This window comes from Streptomyces sp. DH24, assembly GCF_029813775.1.
Taxonomy (GTDB): domain Bacteria; phylum Actinomycetota; class Actinomycetes; order Streptomycetales; family Streptomycetaceae; genus Streptomyces.
Window position 1 is genome coordinate 26,684 of record NZ_JARVKW010000026.1, and the last position, 22,107, is coordinate 48,790.

At 71.7% G+C, this 22,107-nt stretch carries 22 protein-coding genes; 10 read left to right on the plus strand and 12 right to left on the minus strand.

The window, feature by feature from the left end; all coding sequences use genetic code 11:
- Positions 1-3: 3 nt before the first annotated feature.
- The 3 genes from QC282_RS21035 (at position 4) to QC282_RS21045 (ending at position 4,954) form a co-directional block, all read left to right on the plus strand.
- Positions 4-1,212 carry an LCP family protein gene (locus tag QC282_RS21035; RefSeq protein WP_279551071.1) on the plus strand — a complete coding sequence of 403 codons (1,209 nt, stop codon included), beginning with the start codon at positions 4-6 and terminating at the stop codon, positions 1,210-1,212.
- A 231-nt stretch (positions 1,213-1,443) separates the two neighbouring features.
- A complete protein-coding gene (locus QC282_RS21040; RefSeq protein WP_279551072.1) occupies positions 1,444-3,186 on the plus strand; it encodes an LCP family protein in 1,743 nt (580 codons plus the stop codon).
- A 160-nt stretch (positions 3,187-3,346) separates the two neighbouring features.
- A complete protein-coding gene (locus QC282_RS21045) occupies positions 3,347-4,954 on the plus strand; it encodes an LCP family protein (protein WP_279551073.1) in 1,608 nt (535 codons plus the stop codon).
- 58 nt (positions 4,955-5,012) lie between these two features.
- Here the strand turns inward: QC282_RS21045 and QC282_RS21050 are convergent, their stop codons facing one another.
- Complete coding sequence (locus QC282_RS21050; protein ID WP_279551074.1) at positions 5,013-6,041, minus strand: glycosyltransferase family 2 protein; 1,029 nt, start codon at positions 6,039-6,041, stop codon at positions 5,013-5,015.
- A 127-nt stretch (positions 6,042-6,168) separates the two neighbouring features.
- Between QC282_RS21050 and QC282_RS21055 the strand changes: the two genes are divergently transcribed.
- Both QC282_RS21055 and QC282_RS21060 read left to right on the plus strand, forming a co-directional pair.
- Positions 6,169-7,668 carry an LCP family protein gene (locus QC282_RS21055; RefSeq protein WP_279551075.1) on the plus strand — a complete coding sequence of 500 codons (1,500 nt, stop codon included), beginning with the start codon at positions 6,169-6,171 and terminating at the stop codon, positions 7,666-7,668.
- 106 nt (positions 7,669-7,774) lie between these two features.
- Positions 7,775-8,134 (plus strand): four-helix bundle copper-binding protein, encoded by a 360-nt coding sequence (locus QC282_RS21060; RefSeq protein WP_279551076.1) that lies wholly within the window; start codon positions 7,775-7,777, stop codon positions 8,132-8,134.
- A 51-nt stretch (positions 8,135-8,185) separates the two neighbouring features.
- Here the strand turns inward: QC282_RS21060 and QC282_RS21065 are convergent, their stop codons facing one another.
- Both QC282_RS21065 and QC282_RS21070 read right to left on the minus strand, forming a co-directional pair.
- A complete protein-coding gene (locus tag QC282_RS21065; protein WP_279551077.1) occupies positions 8,186-8,812 on the minus strand; it encodes an HAD-IA family hydrolase in 627 nt (208 codons plus the stop codon).
- Complete coding sequence (locus QC282_RS21070) at positions 8,805-10,073, minus strand: LCP family protein (RefSeq protein ID WP_279551078.1); 1,269 nt, start codon at positions 10,071-10,073, stop codon at positions 8,805-8,807. Before QC282_RS21070 ends, QC282_RS21065 begins: the two co-directional genes overlap by 8 nt.
- A gap of 117 nt (positions 10,074-10,190) precedes the next feature.
- On the opposite strand from QC282_RS21070, the gene QC282_RS21075 reads away from it, so the two are divergent.
- A complete protein-coding gene (locus QC282_RS21075) occupies positions 10,191-10,748 on the plus strand; it encodes an acyl-CoA thioesterase (protein WP_279551079.1) in 558 nt (185 codons plus the stop codon).
- Between the two features lie 59 nt (positions 10,749-10,807).
- Here the strand turns inward: QC282_RS21075 and QC282_RS21080 are convergent, their stop codons facing one another.
- Entirely contained in the window at positions 10,808-11,965 is a 1,158-nt protein-coding gene (locus QC282_RS21080) for an acyl-CoA dehydrogenase (protein ID WP_279551080.1), read from the minus strand.
- Between the two features lie 211 nt (positions 11,966-12,176).
- On the opposite strand from QC282_RS21080, the gene QC282_RS21085 reads away from it, so the two are divergent.
- The gene (locus QC282_RS21085; RefSeq protein ID WP_279551081.1) at positions 12,177-13,520 is read left to right on the plus strand and encodes a UDP-glucose/GDP-mannose dehydrogenase family protein; all 1,344 of its coding nucleotides are present in this window, start codon (positions 12,177-12,179) and stop codon (positions 13,518-13,520) included.
- Between the two features lie 115 nt (positions 13,521-13,635).
- On the opposite strand, the gene QC282_RS21090 is transcribed toward QC282_RS21085, so the two are convergent.
- Positions 13,636-14,142 (minus strand): CGNR zinc finger domain-containing protein, encoded by a 507-nt coding sequence (locus QC282_RS21090; protein ID WP_279551082.1) that lies wholly within the window; start codon positions 14,140-14,142, stop codon positions 13,636-13,638.
- 90 nt (positions 14,143-14,232) lie between these two features.
- Between QC282_RS21090 and QC282_RS21095 the strand changes: the two genes are divergently transcribed.
- Positions 14,233-14,592, plus strand: coding sequence for a VOC family protein (locus tag QC282_RS21095; protein WP_279551083.1), 360 nt, complete (start codon positions 14,233-14,235; stop codon positions 14,590-14,592).
- Positions 14,593-14,605: 13 nt separating this feature from the next.
- Positions 14,606-14,995, plus strand: a complete 390-nt coding sequence (locus QC282_RS21100; protein WP_279551084.1) for a VOC family protein — start codon at positions 14,606-14,608, stop codon at positions 14,993-14,995.
- Positions 14,996-15,058: 63 nt separating this feature from the next.
- Here the strand turns inward: QC282_RS21100 and QC282_RS21105 are convergent, their stop codons facing one another.
- From QC282_RS21105 to QC282_RS21125, 5 genes are all read right to left on the minus strand, one after another.
- Positions 15,059-16,192, minus strand: coding sequence for a dipeptidase (locus QC282_RS21105; protein WP_279551085.1), 1,134 nt, complete (start codon positions 16,190-16,192; stop codon positions 15,059-15,061).
- Positions 16,193-16,285: 93 nt separating this feature from the next.
- Positions 16,286-16,414, minus strand: a complete 129-nt coding sequence (locus QC282_RS21110) for a hypothetical protein (RefSeq protein WP_279551086.1) — start codon at positions 16,412-16,414, stop codon at positions 16,286-16,288.
- A 21-nt stretch (positions 16,415-16,435) separates the two neighbouring features.
- Entirely contained in the window at positions 16,436-17,623 is a 1,188-nt protein-coding gene (locus QC282_RS21115; protein ID WP_279551087.1) for a dipeptidase, read from the minus strand.
- Between the two features lie 5 nt (positions 17,624-17,628).
- A complete protein-coding gene (gene purE, locus QC282_RS21120) occupies positions 17,629-18,156 on the minus strand; it encodes a 5-(carboxyamino)imidazole ribonucleotide mutase (protein WP_279551088.1) in 528 nt (175 codons plus the stop codon).
- The gene (locus tag QC282_RS21125; RefSeq protein WP_279551089.1) at positions 18,153-19,292 is read right to left on the minus strand and encodes a 5-(carboxyamino)imidazole ribonucleotide synthase; all 1,140 of its coding nucleotides are present in this window, start codon (positions 19,290-19,292) and stop codon (positions 18,153-18,155) included. Before QC282_RS21125 ends, purE begins: the two co-directional genes overlap by 4 nt.
- Before the next feature lie 165 nt (positions 19,293-19,457).
- Between QC282_RS21125 and QC282_RS21130 the strand changes: the two genes are divergently transcribed.
- Entirely contained in the window at positions 19,458-19,964 is a 507-nt protein-coding gene (locus tag QC282_RS21130; RefSeq protein WP_279551133.1) for a GtrA family protein, read from the plus strand.
- A gap of 46 nt (positions 19,965-20,010) precedes the next feature.
- On the opposite strand, the gene QC282_RS21135 is transcribed toward QC282_RS21130, so the two are convergent.
- Both QC282_RS21135 and QC282_RS21140 read right to left on the minus strand, forming a co-directional pair.
- Positions 20,011-21,288 (minus strand): ATP-binding protein, encoded by a 1,278-nt coding sequence (locus QC282_RS21135; protein WP_279551090.1) that lies wholly within the window; start codon positions 21,286-21,288, stop codon positions 20,011-20,013.
- Positions 21,289-21,346: 58 nt separating this feature from the next.
- Complete coding sequence (locus tag QC282_RS21140; protein WP_279551091.1) at positions 21,347-22,024, minus strand: response regulator transcription factor; 678 nt, start codon at positions 22,022-22,024, stop codon at positions 21,347-21,349.
- Positions 22,025-22,107 lie beyond the last annotated feature (83 nt).

Below are 22,107 nucleotides of genomic sequence, written 5' to 3' on the forward strand. Positions count from 1 at the left end.
GACGTGACCGACACCGCGGGCTCGCCCTCCGGACGCCGGGCCGCCGGCGGAACCCCCGGGCCGGGTACGGGAGCGTCCGCGAGCGGGAACCGGCCGGTACGGCAGCGCCGCAGGCGGTGGCTGCGGCGCACCGGGCTCGGCGTCGCCGTGCTCCTGGTCGTCGCGGCGGGCGCCGGCTGGGCGGTGTACACGAAGCTGGACGGCAACATCACACCGGACGAGGCGGCCGCCGCGGAGCTCGCCCGGTACGAGAAGGACCGGCCGACCTCACTGGTCAGGGACGCCCAGAACATCCTGCTGATCGGGTCGGACTCGCGCTCCGGGGACGGCAACGCCCGCTACGGGCGGGACTCCGGGACGGAGCGGTCGGACACCGCGATCCTGCTGCACCTGGCGGCGGGCCGGCGCAGCGCCACCGCCGTCTCCCTGCCGCGCGACCTGATGGTGGACGTGCCGGGCTGTCTGCGCCGGGACGGATCGCGCACCGAGCCGACGTTCGCGATGTTCAACTACGCCTTCCAGGCGGGCGGTTCGGCCTGCACGATCCGGACCGTTGAGCGGCTGACGGGGATTCGCGTCGACCATCACGTGGTCGTCGACTTCCACGGCTTCAAGGAGATGGTCGACGCGGTGGACGGCGTCGAGGTCTGCCTGCGCAGGCCCGTCGCCGACAAGGCCGCCAAGCTGAGGCTGCCCGCGGGCCGCGTGAAGCTGAACGGGGAGCAGGCACTCGGGTACGTCCGGGCCCGCAAGTCGCTCGGCGACGGCAGCGACACCGACCGGATGGAGCGGCAGCAACGTTTCCTCGGGGCGCTCGTCAACAAGGTGCAGAGCAATGACGTCCTGTTCAATCCGGTGAAGCTGTATCCCGTCCTGGACGCGGCGACGTCGTCGCTGACGACCGACCCGAAACTGGCGAATCTACGGGGTTTGTACGAACTCGTCCGGGGCTTGCGCGACATCCCCACCGAACGTGTGCAATTCCTCACGGTTCCGCGCGAGTCGTACGTCTACAACGCCAATCGCGACCAGCTCGTGGAGCCCGAGGCGGAGCGGCTCTTTCAACGGCTGCGCACCGACGCGCCGGTGGCGGTCGCTCCGGAGGTCCCCCGGGATTCCACCGCAAAGAGCGACAATTCACCGGCCTCCCCGTCGGCGTCCCCGGCGCCCACCTTCCGCGGGAACACGGCCGCCGAGGACGTCTGCGAGTAAAGCGCCGCCCAACTGGCGAACACCGGTTCAAAGAAATGCGCCGTATTGCCCGGTTGTAGGGACGTGGAATTTGTCACCGGCGTCGCTCGACGCTGAACTGGGCGGATAGTGTGAGCGATCCGGTGCACCCGGCCGCGCGAGGTCCTTCCTTCGGTCGTGCACTGCATGTACGAGACCCGGGCGCCTTTGGGGGTAAGGCGCCGCGTGCCCCGACGGAGGATTCGGACAACCGTGGACGCGCAAGGCCGTGGGCGGGCGGAGAACATCGACCCCGCAGACCAGTGGGTGCTCAATCCGAACACCGGTGAATACGAACTGCGACTGAATACATCCGCAGCGCAATCGCCGGTTCCCGGACCGCGTCGTTCCGCCTCTGCCGCGCGCCGGGCCAAAGCCGCCCCGCGCGGCCGTACGGCGGCACCCGGCCGTCCGGCGCCCGACAGCCCGGACCGTGAGGTACCGGCACCGCGCAGGCGTCGGGGCGCGCCGGCCGAACCGCCCCCCGGGCGACGGGGCCGGCGGCCGGAGAAGAAGTCGAAGGCGAAGAAGGCCCTGCTGTGGACCGGCGGCGTGATGGCGTTCGTCGTGCTCGCCACGGCGGGCGGCGCCTACCTCTACATCGAGCACCTCAACGGCAACATCGACTCCTCCCCCGACGACGGCGCGAGCACCGGTGGCTTCAGCAAGGACCAGGCGATCAACATCCTGCTGATCGGCACCGACAAGCGCACCGGCGAGGGCAACGAGTCCTACGGCGACTCGGGCAGCGTCGGGCACGCCGACACCACGATCCTGCTGCACGTCTCCAAGGACCGCTCGAACGCGACCGCGCTGAGCATCCCGCGCGACCTGATCGTGGACGTCCCGGACTGCCCGACCACGCAGGAGGACGGCAGCCAGAAGGTCATCCCGGGCTCGCAGGGCGTCCGCTTCAACACGAGCCTGGGCCAGGACGGCCGTACGCCGAGCTGCACCATGCGTACGGTGACGGAGCTGACCGGCATCAAGCCGGACAACTTCATGGTCGCCGACTTCAACGCGGTCAAGACGCTGACGACGGCGGTCGGCGGGGTCGAGGTGTGCCTGGCGAAGGACATCAACGACGAGGACTCGAAGCTCAACCTGAAGAAGGGCAAGCACGTCGTCGAGGGCGAGACGGCGCTGGCCTTCGTCCGCACCCGGCACTCGGTGGGCACCGGCGGCGACCTGAGCCGCATCAACCTCCAGCAGCAGTTCCTCAGCGCGCTGATGCGCAAGCTGAAGTCCAACGACACGCTCACCAGCCCGTCGAAGATGGTGAAGCTGGCGGAGGCGGGCACCGAGGCGCTGACCGTCGACTCCCAGCTGGACAGCATCGGCAAGCTGAAGGACCTCGGTCTGGAGCTGGGCAAGCTCAACGTCAAGAACCTGACGTTCGTCACGGTGCCGGTGGTCGACAACCCGGCCGAGACCGTCAAGGCGACGGTCGTCCCCCACCCGGAGAAGGCGCCGCAGGTCTTCCGGTCGATCCAGCAGGACGTGTCCTTCACCGCGGTCAAGCAGAAGAAAAAGAAGGAGGCGGCCGCGGTGGCCGCCCGGCTCAAGGGCGAGAAGGCCGACCCGTCCGAGGTGCGGGTGCGCATCCTCAACGGCGGTGCGAAGTCGGGCAGCGCCTCGCTGACACTGACCTGGCTGCAGACCGAGCAGGGCGTGACGAAGTCCGAGAACGCGGGCAACGCGCCGGAGGTCCTGAGCAAGACCACGCTCGAGTACGCGCCCGACCAGGCCGCCGAGGCGCGGCGGCTCGCCGACATCATGGGCCTGTCCGGGTCCGCGATGAAGGAGGGCGAGAGCGTGACCAACTCCCAGGGGCTGCCCGCGATGACGCTGACGCTGGGCGAGGACTTCGAGGGCGCGGGTATCCCGCTCACCGGTCCGGCGAAGGCGCCGGACGTGGAGAAGTCCACGGCCGACAAGGTCGAGTGCGCCCAGTAGGGACCGTCCGCGGTTCCGGCGGGGAGGCCGGCCGCGGTGCGAGGAAGGGCCGGGGACCGACCGGCCGGTGACTTGGGGGGTAACCCAACGGGTCCGTCGTGCGTCTGACTTGACGCGGGGCGGACCCGTGTCAGGCGCAGGGGTGGGGAAGGGCAGGCACGTGGCGCGTAGCAGTGTGCGGGAGGAGGCGCCCGGGGCCGAGGACACGACGTCCCCGGAACCACGGGAGCAGCGGGGGGAGCCGTCCGGCGAGGGCCGCGGCGGCAACGGACGGCGAGCGGCCGGGACCCGGCGGCGCAGACGGCGCGTGCTGCGCTGGTCGGCGACGGTACTGGCGGTGGTGACGCTGGGCACCGCGGGTGCCGGGTATCTCTACTACCAGCACCTCAACGGCAACATCCGCAAGGACGAGCTGAACCTCGGCGACAACAAGGTCGCCGAGCCCACGCCGAACGCGGCGGGCCAGGTCCCGCTGAACATCCTGCTCATCGGCTCCGACGCCCGGGACACCAAGGCCAACCAGGACCTCGGCGGCGCCAGGGAGACGTTCGGGTCGACGCCGCTGGCCGACGTGCAGATGCTGCTGCACCTGTCCGCGGACCGCACCAACATGTCGGTCGTCAGCATGCCCCGCGACACGTTGGTGCAGATACCGAAGTGCACCGACCCGGACGACGGCAAGGTGTACGCGGCGAGCAACGGCCGCACGATGACCAACCAGAGCCTCGGGCACGGCGGTCCGGGCTGCACGGTGGCCACCTGGCAGGAGCTCACCGGCATCCACATCGACCACTTCATCATGGTCGACTTCGCGGGCGTGGTGTCGATGGCGGACGCGGTCGGCGGTGTCCCGGTGTGCGTCGACGCCAACATCCACTCCCGCGACAGCAAGGGCCACGGGTCCGGCCTGAAGCTGAAGAAGGGCACCACGTACGTCAAGGGCGAGCAGGCCCTGCAGTGGCTGCGCACCCGCTACGGCTTCGAGGACGGCAGCGACCTCGCCCGCGCCAAGGCGCAGCACATGTACATGAACGCGATGGTCCGCGAGCTGCGCGAGAACGCCACCCTGAGCAACCCCAACAAGCTGCGCAGGCTGGCCGAGAAGGCCACCGGGGCCCTCACGGTGGACACGGGCCTGGACACCGTCAAGAAGCTGTACGACCTCAGCAACGAGCTGCGGAAGGTGGAGCCGGAGCGCATCACCATGACCACGATGCCGAACCGGTACGTGGGCGCGCGCGTGGAGCCCACGGAGGACGCCGAGCAACTGTTCCGGCTGGTGCGCGAGGACATCGCCCTGGACGGCAGGGACAAGAAGAGGAAAGCCCCGGAGAAGGCCTCGGACGATCCGGCGGCGCCCGACGCGGAGATCGCCGTCCGGGTGCAGAACGGCACCCGGACCGACGTCCTGGCCCCCGCGCGCGGACGCGCCGGCACGGTGGCGGGGCTGCTCGTGGAGAAGGGCTTCACCGGGGCGGTCGCCGACCAGAGCGTGGCGCCGGTCGAGGAGCGCACGGTGGTCCGCTACCCGAGCGCGGACCTGGAGGGCGACGCCGAGCGGATCGCCAAGTCCCTCGGGATCCCGCTGAGTTCGGTGAAGCGGTCGACCGAGGTGACCGGGGTGACGCTCGTCGTGGGAGCGGACTGGCGCGAGGGCACGGCGTACGCGCCGCCCGCCGAGAACGACGAGACACCCGAGTCGGCCGAGGCCCTCAACGGCGCGGACGACACGGCCTGCATGCACGTGAACCCGGCGTTCACCTGGTGACCGCCGGCGCGGTCCGGCGGGCTCAGCGGCTCGCGCCGAGCCCGCGGGGCCGCCGGGCTCACGCGGAGCCGAGTACCGCCGGACGCCGGGACGCGATGACCTTCTTCGCCAGCGACCTGGGGCTGGTGAGGAAGCCCCAGCCCCACGACATGTGCATGGTGGCGAGCGCCACGGGGATCTGGAGCCGGGCCTTCAGCGGCAGCCCCCGGCCCGCGGGGACGGAACCGGCGACGATCGCCGCCAGGTAGCCGCCGGGCACCACGAACGCCCACGGCGTGAGCGCGACGCCGGCCACGAGCCCCGCCGCTATCGCGCACACCGCGACCGGCGGGGCGAGGTAGCGCAGGTTGATGGAGCCGGCGTGGTAGCGGGCCACGACGTGCCGCCAGCGGCCGTAGTCCCTGTACTGCCTGGCCAGCGCGCGCACGCTCGGCCGGGGCCGGTACGACACCTTCAGCTCGGGCGAGAACCAGATCAGCCCGCCGGCCTCACGGATGCGGAAGTTCAGCTCCCAGTCCTGGGCGCGGATGAACTCCTCGTTGTAGCCGCCCTGCTGCTCCAGCGCCTCGCGCCGGAACACCCCGAGGTAGACCGTCTCGGCGGGGCCTGCCTGGCCGCCGGTGTGGAAGGCGGCGTTGCCGACGCCGATCCTCGACGTCATCGCGGCGGCGACGGCGTGCTCCCAGTCGTTCTCGCCCTCGGCGTGCATGATGCCGCCGACGTTCTGCGCGCCGGTCTCCGCCAGCAGCCGTACGGCCGTGGCGATGTAGTTCGGCGAGAGCATGCCGTGCCCGTCGACGCGCACCACGACCGGATGGCGGGAGGCCTTGATCGCGGCGTTCAGCGCGGCGGGGGTGCGGCCCGTCGGGTTGGGCACCGTGTGCACACGCGGGTCCTCCCGGACGAGTTCGGCGGCGATCTCGTCCGTGCGGTCCGTGGACGGACCGAGGGCGATCACGACCTCCATCTCGCCGGCGTACTCCTGCGCGAGGATCGCTTGGACGGCCCCGCGCAGATGCCGCTCCTCGTTGAGGACGGGCATGATCACGGAAACGGCGGGCGGCCGCATGTCGGGATTGGCGTTCATCGGTGCTCACGTTACCGCGAACGGGGGACACGGTTGCGCCCCGCCGGGGGCGCTGCCCCGGGCACCCGGTCGTATCGGCCTACGGTGACACGGATCCCACGTACGGTCCCAGCGGAGGTGCCCCCCGATGCCCAGCACGCCGCCTCGGTCCCCCTCCCCCAGGTCCTCGTCCACGCCCGGGGCATCGCCGGGACCGCAGCGCCGGCCACGGCCGTCCGGCGGCCGGCGGACGGCCGTACGGCGCAAGCGCCCGCGCTGGGCCGTACGGGCGATGACGACGCTCTCCGTGGTGATTCTCGCCTCGGCCGGCATCGGGCACGCGGTGGTCACCACGCTGGACGCGGACATCGCCCGCGTCGACCCGTTCCGGGACATGAAGAACCGGCCGCAGGCGGGCGACGGCATGAACGTTCTGCTGGTCGGCACGGACGGCCGGGACCGGATCTCGCCCGAGGAGCGGCGCAGGTACAGGCTGGGCGGCGCGCCCTGCAACTGCACCGACACGATGATGATCGTGCACATCTCGGAGGACCGGAAGCGCGCCAGCGTGGTGAGCCTGCCGCGCGACTCCTACGCGACGACGCCCCCGCACACCGACCGGACGACCGGCCAGAAGCACCACGGCCACCCGGTCAAGCTGAACGCCGCGTACGCCGAGGGCGGGCCGCAGCTGACCGTGCGCACCGTGGAGAGCATGACCCGCGTGAAGATCGACCACTACCTGGAGGTCGACTTCACCAGCTTCATGAAGACGGTGGACGTGCTCGGCGGCGTCCGGATGTGCACCCCGAAACCGCTGAAGGACACCTACACCGGACTCGACCTGCCGGCCGGCACGCACCGGCTGACGGGCGGACAGGCCCTGCAGTACGTGCGCGCCCGGCATGTCGACGGGGCCTCCGACCTGGGCCGGATGCAGCGCCAGCAGCAGTTCGTGGCGGCGCTGATCGACCGGGCGACGTCCTCCGGGATCCTGCTGAACCCGATGAAGTTCCGGGACGTGACCCGGGCGGTCCTCGGGTCGGTGCGGGCCGACAAGGGCTTCGGCACCGACGAGTTGCTGGACCTGGGCCGGGCGATGCGGAACTTCTCCCCGTCGTCGTCCGAGTTCACGACGGTGCCGATCGGGCGGATGGGCTACGCCGTGAAGGGCGTCGGCTCGACCCTGAAGTGGGACCCCGTGAAGGCCGAACGCCTCTTCAAGGCGCTGCGCGAGGACAAACCGCTGGCCGTGCGCCGGCCGCCCGGGAAGGCACCCCGCATCGAGGTCCCCCCGCAGCAGATCCGCGTCCAGGTGGAGAACGGCACGGAACGCGCGGGCCTCGGCCGGCGCGTGGACACGGCGCTGGCCGCGACCGGCTTCCGCACCACCCGGATGCCGTCCAACGCCGCGGACCGCACGGTACGGCGCACCGTCGTCGTCCACGACCCGCGCTGGGACCGCTCGGCGAAGTCCCTCGCGGCGGCGCTGCCGGGCAGCGAACTGCGCGCGGTGAAGGGCCGGGGGGCGACGCTGAAGGTGATCGTCGGCGCAGACTTCAGGCAGGTCCGCACGGTACGGGCCGAGGAACCGGCGCGGCAGGGGTCCGGGGTGCTGCGGGGCGACGAGGTGGTGTGCCCGTCGTAGGGGCGTCCCCGGAGCGCGCGCCCCGATGGCGGGGTGCGGCGGGCGGGCGTAGGACGGAACCACACGGGACGCGTCCCCGGCGTCCCGCCGACCCCAGGAGGAAGCCATGCAGCCCACCACCACGCCCGCGATGAGCCAGGAGATGCAGGACTGCGTCGAGGCGTGCATGTCGTGCCACGCCGTGTGCGAGGAGACCATGAGCTCCTGCATGCAGATGGGCGGCCAGGCCCAGATGCAGATCATGCGCACGCTGATCGACTGCACCGAGATGACGCGCTGTTGCGCCGACATGATGATGCGCCGCTCCCCGCTGGCGGCCGAGATGTGCGCGCTGTGCGCCAAGGCCTGCGACATGTGCGCCGAGGCGTGCATGTCGATGCCGGACGACCCGCAGATGGCGCGCTGCGCCGAGGCGTGCCGCCGCTGTGCCGACATGTGCCGGTCGATGGCGGGCGCCGCCATGTGACGTCGCGCGACGGATCTCGGGGGCGCCCGCGGGTGCCCCCGAGCCGGGTGCTCAGTGGAACAGCGGCGCCAGCGCCCGTTCCAGGTCGGCCGCCTGCCGGAAGTGCACGGCCCGCATGCCCAGGGCCCCGGCCGCGTCGGTGTTCTCGGCGGTGTCGTCGACGAAGAGGCAGCGCTCGGGGCGTACGCCGGCGAGGGACGCGGCCAGCCGGAGGATGCGCGGGTCCGGCTTGGCGAGGCCGACACGGGCGCTGTTGACCACGTGGTCGGCGAGGTCGGCCAGGCCCAGCACGGCGAGGTCGTCCTCCAGGCGGAGCATGGCGTTGCTCACGAGGACCAGCGGGACGCGGGTGCGGGCCCGGCGCAGCAGCGCCACCACGTGCTCGTCGGCCGTGAACGGCGCCTCCAGCAGGGCCGTGCCCAGGTCCCACGCCGTCGGCTCGGGCACCAGCCCGGCCAGGCCCTCGGTGATCGACCGCACCCACTCCTGGGCGTCGATCCGGCCCAGCAGCAGCGGCAGGTCGGTCTCCGGGGCGAACGCCACCTTCATCGTGGTGCCCTCGGCCAGGCCGGCGGCGCGCTCCAGCGCGTACAGCCCGGCCGGGTCGTAGTGGCGGATCACGTTGTCGACGTCGCAGAGCACCGCGCCGAACGGGGTCCGGCCCGGACGGTCAGTCACTGGAGACCGTGACCTTCTCGTCGTTCTTCAGCTGGTCGACCAGCGTCTTGACCTTGTCCATGTCCCACTGGAGGTTGCCGTTCGCGGCGCTGCCCGATATCGGCATGTTCATCGACTTGCCCTCGCCGCCGCCGCTGACGCCCTTCATCGCCCAGAACATGGACGCCAGGTCCCACAGGCCCATGTCCTTGTCGACGACCAGGGAGTCCAGGCCCGCGCCCATGGTCGGGTAGAGCCTGAAAGGGTTGAGGACCGTGCTCGGCGTGGCCACCTGGTTGGCGAGCGCGGACAGGAACTTCTGCTGGTTCTTGGTGCGGTCCAGGTCGGAGCCGGCCAGCGCGTACCGGGTGCGGACGAAGGCGAGGGCCTGCTCGCCGTTCAGGGTCTGCTTGCCCTTCTTGAGGTCCGCGCCGGACTTGGTGTCCTTGATGTCCTGCGGGATGTCCATCTCCACGCCGCCGACCGCGTCGACGATGCTCGCGAAGCCGCCGAAGCCGATCTCGACGTAGTGGTCGATGTGCAGGCCGGTGTTGAACTCGACCGTGCGCACCAGCAGGGTCGGGCCGTCGATCGAGTAGGCCGCGTTGAGCTTGTTGGCGCCCATCGCGGGCCGGGTCTTGCCGGACTCCGAGCCCTTGAACTCCGGGATCGTGACGTTGGAGTCGCGGGGCAGGGAGATCAGCGTCGGTCCGTTGCTGCCGGTGTGCAGGATCATCATCGAGTCCGTGCGCTTGCCCGCGGCGGACCCGGTGTGCAGCTTCTTCTTCTCCTCGTCGGACATGCCCTCGCGGCTGTCCGAGCCGACGATCAGGTAGTTGGTGCCCTCGCCGGCCTCGGGCCGGTCGATGACCGTCGCGAGGTCGACCTCGCGGTTGAGCTTGGAGTCGGCCCAGAAGTACGTGCCGACCGTCGTGACGAGCAGCACCACCGCCACGGTGATGGCGGTCACCTTGATGCGGCGCCGCCAGTCCGGACGGGCGTACGGGCCGTGGCCCGGGTCCACGTCGCCGCCGCGTCTGCCGCCACCGCCGTAGACCTGGCCCGTGTTGTAGCCGGGCTCCTCCCCGTGGCCGTCGACGTACGACGGCTGCCGCGGCACCCCGCCCGCGTACGGCGGGGTGGGCCGGCCCGCTCCGGGCGGTGCCTGGCCGCGGCGGACCTGCCGCATCACGCGCGCGCCTTCGGGCTGCGCGCCGGCGCTGCCGTGTCCGTAGCGGGGGCCGCGGTTGTCGTCGGACCGCCCCTGGGGCCAATCGTTCATGGGCTCAGTGTGCAGGGCCCGGCTGTGTGCCTTACAAGGTTCAGCCGAAAATAGGGGCACGGCTGTTGCGAAGCTGACACAAATTCCCCGGATGTCAGTTCGCATATGGTGGAGGCCATGACAGACCAGGCCTCAGCTGCGGATACGGAGACCCCGGACATTCCGGGCAAGCCCACGTCGGCGTCCCGCACCACCCTCAGCCACATCATGTCCCACAACGACACCAACCTCCTCGGTACGGTGCACGGCGGCGTGATCATGAAGCTGGTCGACGACGCGGCGGGAGCCGTCGCCGGGCGGCACTCCGGCGGTCCCGCCGTCACCGCGTCGATGGACGAGATGGCGTTCCTCGAACCGGTCCGCGTCGGCGACCTCGTCCACGTCAAGGCCCAGGTCAACTGGACCGGCCGGACGTCCATGGAGGTGGGCGTGCGGGTGCTGGCCGAGCGCTGGAACGAGTCCGCGCCGCCCACCCAGGTCGGCTCCGCCTACCTGGTGTTCGCCGCGGTGGACGCCGACGGGAAGCCGCGCCGGGTCCCGCCGGTGCTCCCGGAGACCGAACAGGACAAGCGCCGCTACCAGGAGGCGCAGATCCGCCGCACCCACCGCCTGGCCCGCCGCCGGGCGATCATGGAGCTGCGGGAGAAGCGGGCGGCGGAGGGCTTCGAGGACTGAGCCCGCTCGCAACGGAGAACAGCCCCCGGCGTCGCCGGGGGCTGTCGTCGTCCGGCCCGTTACGGCAGGTTGCGCGCCATGACGATGCGCTGGACCTGGTTGGTGCCCTCGTAGATCTGGGTGATCTTCGCGTCGCGCATCATGCGCTCGACCGGGTAGTCGCGGGTGTAGCCGTAGCCGCCGAGGAGCTGCACGGCGTCCGTGGTGACCTCCATGGCCACGTCGGAGGCGAAGCACTTGGCGGCGGCGCCCTGGAAGGTGAGGTCGCTGTCGCCGCGCTCGGACTTGGCGGCGGCCGCGTAGGTCAGCTGGCGGGCGGCCTCGATCTTCATGGCCATGTCGGCGAGCATGAACTGGATGCCCTGGAAGTCGGCGATCGGCTTGCCGAACTGCTTGCGCTCCTGGACGTAGCCCTTGGCGTAGTCGAGGGCGCCCTGGGCGATGCCGAGGGCCTGGGCCGCGATGGTGATGCGGGTGTGGTCCAGGGTCTTCATCGCCGTGGCGAAGCCGGTGCCCTCCTCGCCGATCATGCGGTCGGCGGGGATGCGGACGTTGTCGAGGTAGACCTCGCGGGTCGGGGAGCCCTTGATGCCGAGCTTCTTCTCCGGGGCGCCGAAGGAGACGCCCTCGTCGGACTTCTCGACGACGAAGGCGGAGATGCCCTTCGAGCGCTTCGTGGGGTCGGTGACGGCCATCACCGTGTAGTACTCGGACACGCCCGCGTTGGTGATCCAGCGCTTCACGCCGTTGAGGACGTAGTGGTCGCCGTCGCGGACGGCCTTCGTCTTCATGCCGGCCGCGTCGGAGCCCGCGTCCGGCTCGGACAGGCAGTACGAGAACATGCCGTCGCCCTTGGCGAGCGGCGCCATGTACTTCTTCTTCAGGTCCTCGGAGCCGGACAGGATCACCGGCAGCGAGCCCAGCTTGTTCACGGCCGGGATCAGGGACGAGCTCGCGCAGACGCGGGCCACCTCCTCGATCACGATGACCGTGGCCAGCGCGTCGGCGCCCGCACCGCCGTACTCCTCGGGTACGTGCACGGCGTGCAGGTCGTTCGCGACGAGGGCCTCCAGCGCCTCCTGCGGGAAGCGGGACTCCTCGTCCACCGCGGCGGCGTACGGCGCGATCTTCGCCTCGGCCAGCGCGCGGACGGCGTCGCGGAGCATGTCGTGCTCCTCGGACGGGCGGTACAGGTCGAAGTCAGCCGATCCGGCCAAGGTCTCTCACGCTCCAAAACGCTGTGATGCCTGCGCTAACTACCGTTAAGTAACTCAAATTTTATGGCGCTGCTCACTCCAGGGATACGTGAGCTTGGCGACAGGGGGAATCACCAGACCTGAGGTTGCCCGGTGGGGGCGTCACCCATGCCCCGACTATGCTCGGTCAGCGCATCGCAAGCCCCGCCCCTGCCGTACCCCTGGAGCATCCATGGCCCTGAAGATCACCGTGATCGGCACCGGCTACCTCGGCGCCACGCACGCGGCGGCCATGGCCGAGCTCGGCTTCGAGGTGCTGGGCCTCGACGTCGTGCCGGAGAAGATCGAGATGCTCCAGCGCGGCCAGGTCCCCATGTACGAGCCGGGCCTCGAGGACCTGCTGCGCCGGCACGTCGCCGGGATCGACGGCTCGACCGGCCGGCTGCGGTTCACCACCGACTGGGCCGAGGTGGCCGCGTTCGGCGATGTGCACTTCGTCTGCGTGAACACCCCGCAGAAGCACGGCGAGTACGCCTGCGACATGTCGTACGTGGACTCGGCGATCGCCTCGCTGGCCCCGCATCTGACCGGTCCCGCCCTCGTCGTCGGCAAGTCGACCGTGCCCGTGGGCTCCGCCGACCGCCTCGCCGCCTACCTGGCCGCGCACGCGCCCGCGGGTGCGGACGCCGAGCTGGCCTGGAACCCGGAGTTCCTGCGCGAGGGCTTCGCGGTCGACGACACGCTGCACCCCGACCGGATCGTGGTCGGTGTGCGCAGCGAGCGCGCGGAGAAGCTGCTGCGCGAGGTGTACGCCACGCCGGTCGCCGAGGGCTCGCCGTTCGTGGTGACGGACTTCCCGACCGCGGAGCTGGTGAAGACGTCCGCGAACTCCTTCCTGGCCACCAAGATCTCCTTCATCAACGCGATGGCGGAGGTGTGCGAGGCCGCGGGCGGCGATGTCGCCAAGCTCGCCGAGGCCATCGGGTACGACGACCGGATCGGAAGCAAGTTCCTGCGGGCCGGCATCGGCTTCGGCGGCGGGTGTCTGCCGAAGGACATCCGGGCGTTCATGGCGCGCGCCGGTGAGCTGGGCGCCGACCAGGCGCTGACGTTCCTGCGCGAGATCGACTCCATCAACATGCGCCAGCGCGGCCAGATGGTGGAGCTGGCCCGGCAGGCGCTGGGCGGCGGGCCGTTCCTGGGCAAGCGGGTGGCCGTGCTCGGCGCGGCCTTCAAGCCCGACTCGGACGACGTGCGGGACTCGCCCGCGCTGAACGTCGCCGGGCAGATCCACCTCCAGGGCGGCCAGGTCACGGTGTACGACCCGAAGGGCATGGACAACGCCCGCCGGATCTTCCCGACGCTCGGCTACGCGGACACCGCCCGGGACGCGGTGCGCGGCGCGGACGTGGTGCTGCACCTGACGGAGTGGCGGGAGTTCCGCGAGCTGGACCCGGCGGAGCTCGGCGAGGTCGCCGCGGTCCGGACCGTGCTGGACGGGCGCAACGCGCTGGACGCCGAGCGGTGGCGGAAGGCCGGCTGGACGTACCGGGCGATGGGGCGGCCCACCGCCTGACGCCCCGTCACGCGGGTGGCGCCGGTTCGGCCGAGGCTCAGTCGGCCGAACCGGCGTCTTCGCGCATTCTGCCGCACCCTGCCCCCGGCGGGCCCGGCCGTGGACCCCGCGGTGCTCACGCCCCCTTGGCGCGGTAGCGGCGCATCTTCGCGCGCGCCCCGCACACCTGCATCGAGCACCAGCGGCCCCGGCCGGCGGGGCTGCGGTCGTAGTACGCCCAGAGGCAGTCGGCGGCCTCGCAGGCCTTGAGCCGGGTCCAGGTGCCGGCGACGAGGGCCTCCGCCACGGCCGCGGCGACACGGGAGAGCAGGGTCCGGCCGTCGGCGGGGGCGAGGGCGGCCGACCCGTCGCGTTCGTCGACCGTCACGTGCAGGGGCGCGCGGGCGAGGAGGTCGCCGAGCGGGGTGACCTCGCGGTGCGCGGGGTGGCCCGCGTGGGCGAGCAGGGCGGCGCGCAGCGACTCGCGCAGTTCGCGGGCCCCGGGCAGGTCGTCCTCGGTGAGTCCGAAGGCCGTTCGGCCGTCCGGGGTGTCGAGCGAGTCGGCGCCTGTCTCCACGTCCAGCGTGTTGACCAGGGACTCGATCAGCGCCAGCCCACCGGGGGCGGGCGATTTCTCACTCATGCTTGCGACGTTACCGCCAATGCGGCAGCATGCAGTAACCGTTACCGGTTACCCGGCTCTACAGGTAACCGCGACTTCAAGGAGGAAGTCATGGCTGTCGCCGAACTGGGCGTCGTCGTCCTGGACTGTCCCGACCCCCGCGCGCTGGCCGGGTTCTACGCCGGTGTGCTGGGCGGCACCGTGGAGGGCGAGGGGGACTGGGTCGACCTGAAGCTGCCCGACGGGAAGGCGCTGGCGTTCCAGGCCGCCCCCGGCTTCGTGCCGCCGAAGTGGCCCTCGCCCGACCACTCGCAGCAGTCCCATCTGGACCTGCTCGTCAAGGACCTGGACGCGTCCGAGAAGGCCGTGCTGGAGCTGGGGGCGAAGCCGCTGGACGCGGAGGACCGCTCGCGGACCTTCCGGGTTTACGCGGATCCGGCCGGGCACCCGTTCTGCCTCTGCGCCTGCTGAACAGGAGGACCTCATGGCCGTGGCCCGCTTCCGTTCCGTCGTCGTGGACTGCCCCGAGCCCCGTGAGCTGGCCCGCTTCTACGCGGAGGTCGCCGGCGGCACCCCGCAGGAGGAGGACCCCGACTGGGTGGTGCTCCAGGTGCCGGGCGGGCCGCGCATCGCCTTCCAGCGGGCGCCGGGTCTGACCCCGCCGGAGTGGCCGCGCTCCGACCGGAACGCGCAGCAGTTCCACCTCGACTTCGACGCCGGGTCGACGTGGGAGGAGATCGACGCGGCGCACGAGAAGGTGCTGGCGCTGGGAGCGCGCCCGCTGGACCTGGAGGACCGGGAGAAGAAGGACTTCCAGGTGTACGCCGACCCGGCGGGCCATCCGTTCTGCCTGTGCCGGATCGAACACGGCTAGCCCGGCCGCAGTCGGCGACCGGGCGGGCCGTCCGCCAACGGGCTCGTCAGGCACGGCGGGCCGTCAGCCGTCGAGGGCGGTGATCGTCGCCGTCGACGGCGGGCGGCGGGCCTGTGCGGCACGGGCCGTGAAGTCCGCGCCGCACAGGATGCGCTGGACGTTGCCCCAGGTCAGCAGCGCGATGTCCGTGTCGCTCCAGCCACGGTCGAGCAGCTCGGCGATCAGCCTCGGGTAGCAGGAGGCGTCGCCGAGTTCCTGCGGGTGGGCGGTCCCGGTGTCGTACGTGCCGGACAGGCCGACGCCCTGCGGCCCCGCGACCGCGCGCACGTGGTCGAGGTGGTCGGCGACGTCGCGCACGGTCGGGCCGGTCTGCTCGGCGGTGAGCGGCACCATGCACAGCCCCCCGGCCGCGCCGAGCTCGGCGAGCAGGTCGTCGGGGAGGTTGGCGGGATGCGGGCGCAGCGCGCGGGCGGCGGACCGGGTGCACAGCGCGGGCGCCTTGGAGACGGCGAAGGTGCGGCGGACGGTCTGTTCGCAGGCGCCGGTGAGGTCGGCGATCACGCCGAGCCGGTTCATCTCGCGGACGACCTCCTCGCCGAACGGGGTGAGCCCCGCCTCGCCCGCCCAGGAGACGCCGCTGAGCGTGAGGACGCGCAGGCCCAGCACGTGCAGGGCGCGCAGCACGGCGAGGGAGTCGCCGAGGGCGGCGGCTCCGGCGGGGCCGAGCAGCACGGCGGCGCGTCCGCAGTTGCGGGCGTCGGTGACCTCCCCGGCGCTGTACGCGAGGCGCAGGCCCTCGGGGTAGGCGCGGGTCACGGACTTCACGAGGTCGAGTTGCTCGACGGTGGCGGCGACGGCGCCGTCGCCCCGGCGGCCGTCGGGCAGGTGCAGCGACCAGAACAGGGCACCGACGTGGCCCCGCCGCAGCCGCGGGATGTCGGTGTCGACGCCGCTCTCGCCGAGTTCGAGGTCGTACCAGTGCAGGTTGCGCAGCGTCCACGCCAGTCCGCTGTAGCCGTCGGCGACGGGGTGGGCGGCGAGGAGCGCCCGGGCACGCCGCAGCGTGGGGTCGTCGTCCTCGCCGGAGGCCGACGCGGGGGATTCGGACGGGTACGGCTCGGTGGGGAACGGCTCCGTGAGCTCACCGAGCTCGCCGATCTCGCCGGCGGTGTGCAGGTCGTCCTGGAGATCTGCCATGGCGGGCTCCGTACGTCGTGATCGCGGTACTGTCACCGTCGCACGGAGCCGTGCACGCTTCCTGGTGGGTGCGCCGTCCGGGCGTCCCCCGGTTCAGCGATCCGGGGCCGCGTCGATCACCTCGTCGAGGGTGTCGGCTGAGCGGACCGGGTCGGCGGTCATCCGGTCGACCCGGTCCCGCTCGGCGCTGAGGTCGGACGTGGGCGGGGCGGACGGCTGCACCGACCACCCCGCCCACGGCGATCAGCCGTCCAGCTCGTCCAGCGTCGCGTTGGACGGGCCGCGCGTCGCCCGGAGGTCGCGGGCCACGTCCTCGGCGGCGCCCAGCACCCGTACCGCGTTCTGCCAGGTCAGCTTGGCCAGGTCGGTCTTCGACCAGCCCCGGTCGAGCAGTTCGGCGACGAGGTTGGGGTAACCGGAGACGTCGTCCAGCCCGTCCGGGGTGAACGCCGTGCCGTCGTAGTCGCCGCCGATGCCGAGGTGGTCGATGCCGGCGGCCTCGCGCATGTGGTCCAGATGGTCGGCGACCGTGGCCGCCGTGGCGACCGGGCGCGGGTGGCGCTCCTCGAAGGCGCGGTGCACCTTCATCGCCTCGGCGGTGGTGTCGAGGTGGTGGAAGCCGTGGGCGCGCATGTTCTCGTCCGCGGCGGCCGTCCAGTCGACCGCCGCCTGGAGCACGAACTTCGGCACGAACGTCACCATCGCGACGCCCCCGTTGGCGGGCAGCCGCTCCAGCACGTCGTCCGGGATGTTGCGCGGATGGTCGCAGACGGCTCGCGCGGAGGAGTGCGAGAAGATCACCGGCGCGGACGTGGCGTCCAGCGCGTCCCGCATCGTCGTCGCCGCCACGTGCGAGAGGTCGACGAGCATGCCGAGGCGGTTCATCTCCCGCACGACCTCGCGGCCGAAGGCCGACAGACCGCCGACGCCGGGCTCGTCCGTCGCCGAGTCCGCCCACGCCACGTTGTCGTTGTGGGTGAGGGTCAGGTAGCGGACGCCCAGCGCGTACAACCCGCGCAGGGTGGCCAGGGAGTTGGCGATCGAGTGGCCGCCCTCCGCACCCATGAGGGAGGCGATACGGCCCTCGGCGCGCGCCGCCTCCATGTCGGCCGCCGTCAGCGCCGGGGCCAGGTCCTGCGGGTAGCGCGCCAGCAACTGCCGTACGCAGTCGATCTGTTCGAGGGTCGCGGGCACCGGGTCGGGCAGGTCCGAGCGGACGTACACGGACCAGTACTGGGCGCCGACACCGCCCGCGCGCAGCCGCGGCAGGTCGGTGTGCAGATGGGCGCCCTGGTCGGTGGCGATGTCGCGGGCGCCGAGGTCGTAGCGGACCTGCTCGCGCAGCGCCCAGGGCAGGTCGTTGTGACCGTCGGCCACCGGGAACTCGCGCAGGAGTTCCCGGGCCCGGTCCAGGGCGGACGGGGTGGCCATCCGTGTCACTTCCCGAAGCCGAAGCCGGCCGTGCCGCTCTCGACCTTGGAGCGCAGCCGCCTGCCCTTCTCGGTGGCCTGGTCGTTCAGGTCCTGCTGGAACTCCCGCATGCGGCCGAGGAGTTCCTCGTCGTGCGCGGCGAGGATGCGGGCCGCGAGCAGACCGGCGTTGCGGGCACCGCCGACGGAGACGGTCGCCACCGGCACACCGGCCGGCATCTGCACGATGGACAGCAGGGAGTCCATGCCGTCCAGGTACTTCAGCGGCACGGGCACGCCGATCACGGGCAGCGGCGTGACCGAGGCGAGCATGCCGGGCAGATGGGCGGCGCCGCCCGCGCCCGCGATGATCGCCTTCAGGCCCCGGTCGGCGGCCTGCTCGCCGTACGCGATCATCTCGCGCGGCATGCGGTGCGCGGAGACGACGTCGACCTCGTAGGCGATCTCGAACTCGTCCAGGGCCTTGGCGGCGGCCTCCATGACGGGCCAGTCGGAGTCCGACCCCATGACGATGCCGACAACGGGGCTGCTCATTCGGTGATCGTGCCTCTCAGGTAGCCGGCAGCGTGACGGGCGCGCTCCAGCACGTCGTCCAGGTCGTCGCCGTAGGTGTTGACGTGGCCCACCTTGCGGCCGGGCTTCACGTCCTTGCCGTACATGTGGATCTTGAGCTGGGGGTCGCGGGCCATGCAGTGCAGGTACGCGGAGTACATGTCCGGGAAGTCGCCGCCGAGGACGTTGACCATGACCGTCCACGTGGCGCGCGGGCGCGGGTCGCCAAGCGGGAGGTCGAGGACGGCGCGGACGTGGTTGGCGAACTGGCTGGTGACCGCGCCGTCCATGGACCAGTGGCCGGAGTTGTGCGGGCGCATCGCGAGCTCGTTGACGAGGACGCGGCCGTCGCGGGTCTGGAACAGCTCGACGGCGAGGTGGCCGACGACGCCGAGTTCCTTCGCGATGGTCAGCGCCATCTCCTCGGCCTTCAGGGCGAGGCCCTCGTCGAGGTCAGGGGCGGGCGCGATCACCGTGTCGCACACGCCGTTCACCTGCCGGGACTCCACGACCGGGTACGCCACGGCCTGGCCGTGCGGGGAGCGGACCACGTTGGCGGCCAGCTCGCGCACGAAGTCGACCTTCTCCTCGGCGAGCACCGGGACGCCGGCCCGGAACGGCTCGGCGGCCTCCTCGACGGAGTCCACGACCCACACGCCCTTGCCGTCGTAGCCGCCGCGGACGGTCTTGAGGACGACCGGGAAGCCGTCGCCCTCGGCGGCGAAGGCCGCCACGTCCTGCGGATCGGAGACGATGCGGTGCCGCGGGCAGGGCACGCCGATCGCGGTGAGCTTCTGGCGCATCACGCCCTTGTCCTGGGCGTGCACGAGCGCGTCGGGACCCGGGCGCACGGGGATGCCGTCCGCCTCCAGGGCCCTGAGGTGCTCGGTGGGCACGTGCTCGTGATCGAAGGTGATCACGTCACAGCCGCGCGCGAAGTCACGCAGCGTGTCCAGGTCGCGATAGTCGCCGATGACGACGTCGCTCACCACCTGTGCCGCGGAATCCTGAGGAGTGTCACTGAGGAGCTTGAATTTGATGCCCAACGGGATGCCCGCCTCGTGTGTCATACGAGCGAGCTGACCACCGCCGACCATGCCGACTACCGGAAACGTCACCTCTCTAGGGTATCGGCCACGCCGGCATGGCCGGTTTCCGGACCGTCCGGGAGCCATTACCGGCCGTGCGGCCCGGTCCCGCCACCGTTCGCCAGGAAGATCGCGCGCAGGGGTGGTTAGCATGGCGTGATTGACCCAACCGACCAGACGGGGGCCTGCACGACCATGGAACGCGGTTCCTCGGGGCTCCGACGGATCGCCCACGAAGTCGCCAAGTTCGGCGCGGTGGGCGGTGCCGGTGTGCTGGTCAACCTGCTCGTGTTCAACCTGGTGCGGCACACCACCGACCTCCAGGTGGTGCGGGCGGGCGTCATAGCGACCGTCGTCGCGATCGCCTTCAACTACGTCGGCTTCCGCTACTTCACCTACCGGGACCGCGACAAGAGCCGCCGCACCCGGGAACTGACCCTGTTCCTGCTGTTCAGCGCGATCGGCCTGGTCATCGAGAACGGCGTGCTGTACGTGGCGACGTACGGCTTCGGCTGGAACACGCCGCTGCAGAACAACATCTTCAAGTTCGTCGGCATCGGCGTCGCCACCCTGTTCCGCTTCTGGTCCTACCGCACGTGGGTCTTTCGCGCGCTGCCGGCCCACGGGGCGGTGGCCGACGTGGAGGCGCTCCTGAAGAAGGAACGGGAGAAGGCCAAGCGGAAGCAGCGCGTACGCGCCTGACCTGCGCCTTTCTCGATGCCGCTCCCGTTCCCGATGCCGCTCCCGCTCAGCGGACCGTCTGCTCCTGCGCGCCCCGCTTCGACGGTGGCGTACGCGACAGGAACAGACCGAACACCGGCGGCTTGGTCTGGAGCATCTCCAGGCGCCCCCCGTCGGCCTCCGCCAGGTCACGGGCCACGGCCAGGCCGATGCCCGTGGAGTTGCGTCCGCTGATCGTCCGCTCGAAGATCCGCGCCCCCAGGTCCGGCGGTACGCCGGGCCCCTCGTCGGTGACCTCGATGACGGCCTGGTTGCCCGTGACGCGGGTGCGCAGCGCGACCGTGCCGCCGCCGTGCATCAGCGAGTTCTCGATCAGCGCGGCCAGCACCTGCGCCACCGCGCCCGGCGTGCCGACGGCCTCCAGATGCCGCTTGCCGGAGCTGACGATGGCCCGGCCGGCCTGGCGGTAGGCCGGACGCCACTCGGCGAGCTGCTGCTGGATGACCTCGTCCAGGTCGAAGGTGACGGCGGAGCCGGTGCGCGGGTCGCGGGAGTTCGTCAGCAGCCGCTGCACCACGTCCGTCAGCCGCTCCACCTGCGCCAGCGCGATGGTCGCCTCCTCCTTCACGGTGGCCAGGTCCTCGGTGAGGGTGATCTCCTCCAGGCGCATGGACAGCGCGGTCAGCGGGGTGCGCAGCTGGTGGGAGGCGTCGGCGGCCAGGCGGCGCTCGGCGGTGAGCATGCGGGCGATGCGCTCGGCGGAGGCGTCCAGCACGTCCGCCACCCGGTCCAGCTCGGGGACGCCGTACCGCTTGTGCCGGGGCCGCGGGTCGCCGGAGCCGAGGCGCTCGGCGGTCTCGGCGAGGTCGGTGAGCGGGGAGGCGAGCCGGTTGGCCTGGCGCACCGCGAGCAGGACGGCCGCGATGACCGCGAGCAGCGCCACCGCGCCGATGATCAGCAGCGTGCGGCCGACCTCGCGGGTCACCTCCGAGCGGGGCTCCTCCACGACGACGGTCTCGCCGCCCTCGCCGATGGCCTCGCCCCGGATGACGTCGCCCTCGGGCTTGGAGCCGACTTGGATGGCCCGCTCCCCGGGGATGCGGATCACGGCGTAGCGCTGCTGGGCGACCTGCTCGACCTGGGCGCGCAGCACCTCGGTGTCGACGTGCTCGGTGGTGAGCAGCCTGCTGTCGACGATGCTGGCCAGGCGCAGCGCCTCGGACTCCACGCGCTCCTGGGCGCTGTTGCTGATCGTCCGGGTCTCGACGATCACGAGGGAGACGCCGAAGACGGCGATCACGACGAGCACCACGGCGAGCGTGGACTGGATCAGTCGGCGGCGCATGTCCTCTTACCCGTGTCCTCTGGCCCGTCGCCCCGCGAAGCCGCGGACGTCCGGGGGGTCAGTTCTTCTCGAAGCGGAAGCCCACGCCGCGCACGGTCGCGATGTAGCGGGGGTTCGCCGCGTCGTCGCCGAGCTTCTTGCGCAGCCAGGAGATGTGCATGTCGAGGGTCTTCGTGGAGGACCACCAGGTGGTGTCCCATACCTCGCGCATCAGCTGGTCGCGGGTGACGACCCGGCCGGCGTCGCGCACGAGCACCCGCAGCAGGTCGAACTCCTTGGCCGTGAGCTGCAGTTCCTCCTCGCCCATCCAGGCGCGGTGCGACTCGACGTCGATGCGCACCCCGTGCGTGGCGGGCGGCTGCTGGGGCTCGGCGGCGCCGCGCCGCAGCAGGGCCCGGACGCGGGCGAGCAGCTCGGCGAGCCGGAACGGCTTGGTGACGTAGTCGTCGGCGCCCGCGTCCAGGCCCACCACGGTGTCGACCTCGTCGGCACGCGCGGTGAGGATGAGGATCGGCACGCCGTGGCCGTCGGCGCGCAGTCGGCGGGCGACCTCCAGGCCGTCCATGCCCGGCAGGCCGAGGTCCAGCACGACCAGGTCGACGCCGCCCCGCAGCCCCGCGTCGAGCGCGGCGGGTCCGTCCTCACGGACCTCGACCTCGTACCCTTCGCGGCGCAGTGCGCGGGCCAGCGGCTCCGAGATGGACGCGTCGTCCTCGGCGAGCAGTACACGGGTCATGAAGTGATGGTAGTCCCGTGACGACAAGAGCCGGGGTGTGATCGCCGAGCTCGTTTCTTACCCCCCGCACACCGGGTTCTTAC

Excerpts from the sequence above, each read along its gene's own strand:
- QC282_RS21050 (WP_279551074.1), bottom strand. The coding sequence starts at position 6,041 with ATGAACGCCAATCCCGACATGCGGCCGCCCGCCGTTTCCGTGATCATG.
- QC282_RS21055 (WP_279551075.1), top strand. The coding sequence starts at position 6,169 with ATGCCCAGCACGCCGCCTCGGTCCCCCTCCCCCAGGTCCTCGTCCACG.
- QC282_RS21060 (WP_279551076.1), top strand. The coding sequence starts at position 7,775 with ATGCAGCCCACCACCACGCCCGCGATGAGCCAGGAGATGCAGGACTGC.
- QC282_RS21070 (WP_279551078.1), bottom strand. The coding sequence starts at position 10,073 with ATGAACGATTGGCCCCAGGGGCGGTCCGACGACAACCGCGGCCCCCGC.
- QC282_RS21075 (WP_279551079.1), top strand. The coding sequence starts at position 10,191 with ATGACAGACCAGGCCTCAGCTGCGGATACGGAGACCCCGGACATTCCG.
- QC282_RS21085 (WP_279551081.1), top strand. The coding sequence starts at position 12,177 with ATGGCCCTGAAGATCACCGTGATCGGCACCGGCTACCTCGGCGCCACG.
- QC282_RS21090 (WP_279551082.1), bottom strand. The coding sequence starts at position 14,142 with ATGAGTGAGAAATCGCCCGCCCCCGGTGGGCTGGCGCTGATCGAGTCC.
- QC282_RS21095 (WP_279551083.1), top strand. The coding sequence starts at position 14,233 with ATGGCTGTCGCCGAACTGGGCGTCGTCGTCCTGGACTGTCCCGACCCC.
- QC282_RS21100 (WP_279551084.1), top strand. The coding sequence starts at position 14,606 with ATGGCCGTGGCCCGCTTCCGTTCCGTCGTCGTGGACTGCCCCGAGCCC.
- QC282_RS21105 (WP_279551085.1), bottom strand. The coding sequence starts at position 16,192 with ATGGCAGATCTCCAGGACGACCTGCACACCGCCGGCGAGATCGGCGAG.
- QC282_RS21115 (WP_279551087.1), bottom strand. The coding sequence starts at position 17,623 with ATGGCCACCCCGTCCGCCCTGGACCGGGCCCGGGAACTCCTGCGCGAG.
- purE (WP_279551088.1), bottom strand. The coding sequence starts at position 18,156 with ATGAGCAGCCCCGTTGTCGGCATCGTCATGGGGTCGGACTCCGACTGG.
- QC282_RS21130 (WP_279551133.1), top strand. The coding sequence starts at position 19,458 with ATGGAACGCGGTTCCTCGGGGCTCCGACGGATCGCCCACGAAGTCGCC.
- QC282_RS21135 (WP_279551090.1), bottom strand. The coding sequence starts at position 21,288 with ATGCGCCGCCGACTGATCCAGTCCACGCTCGCCGTGGTGCTCGTCGTG.
- QC282_RS21140 (WP_279551091.1), bottom strand. The coding sequence starts at position 22,024 with ATGACCCGTGTACTGCTCGCCGAGGACGACGCGTCCATCTCGGAGCCG.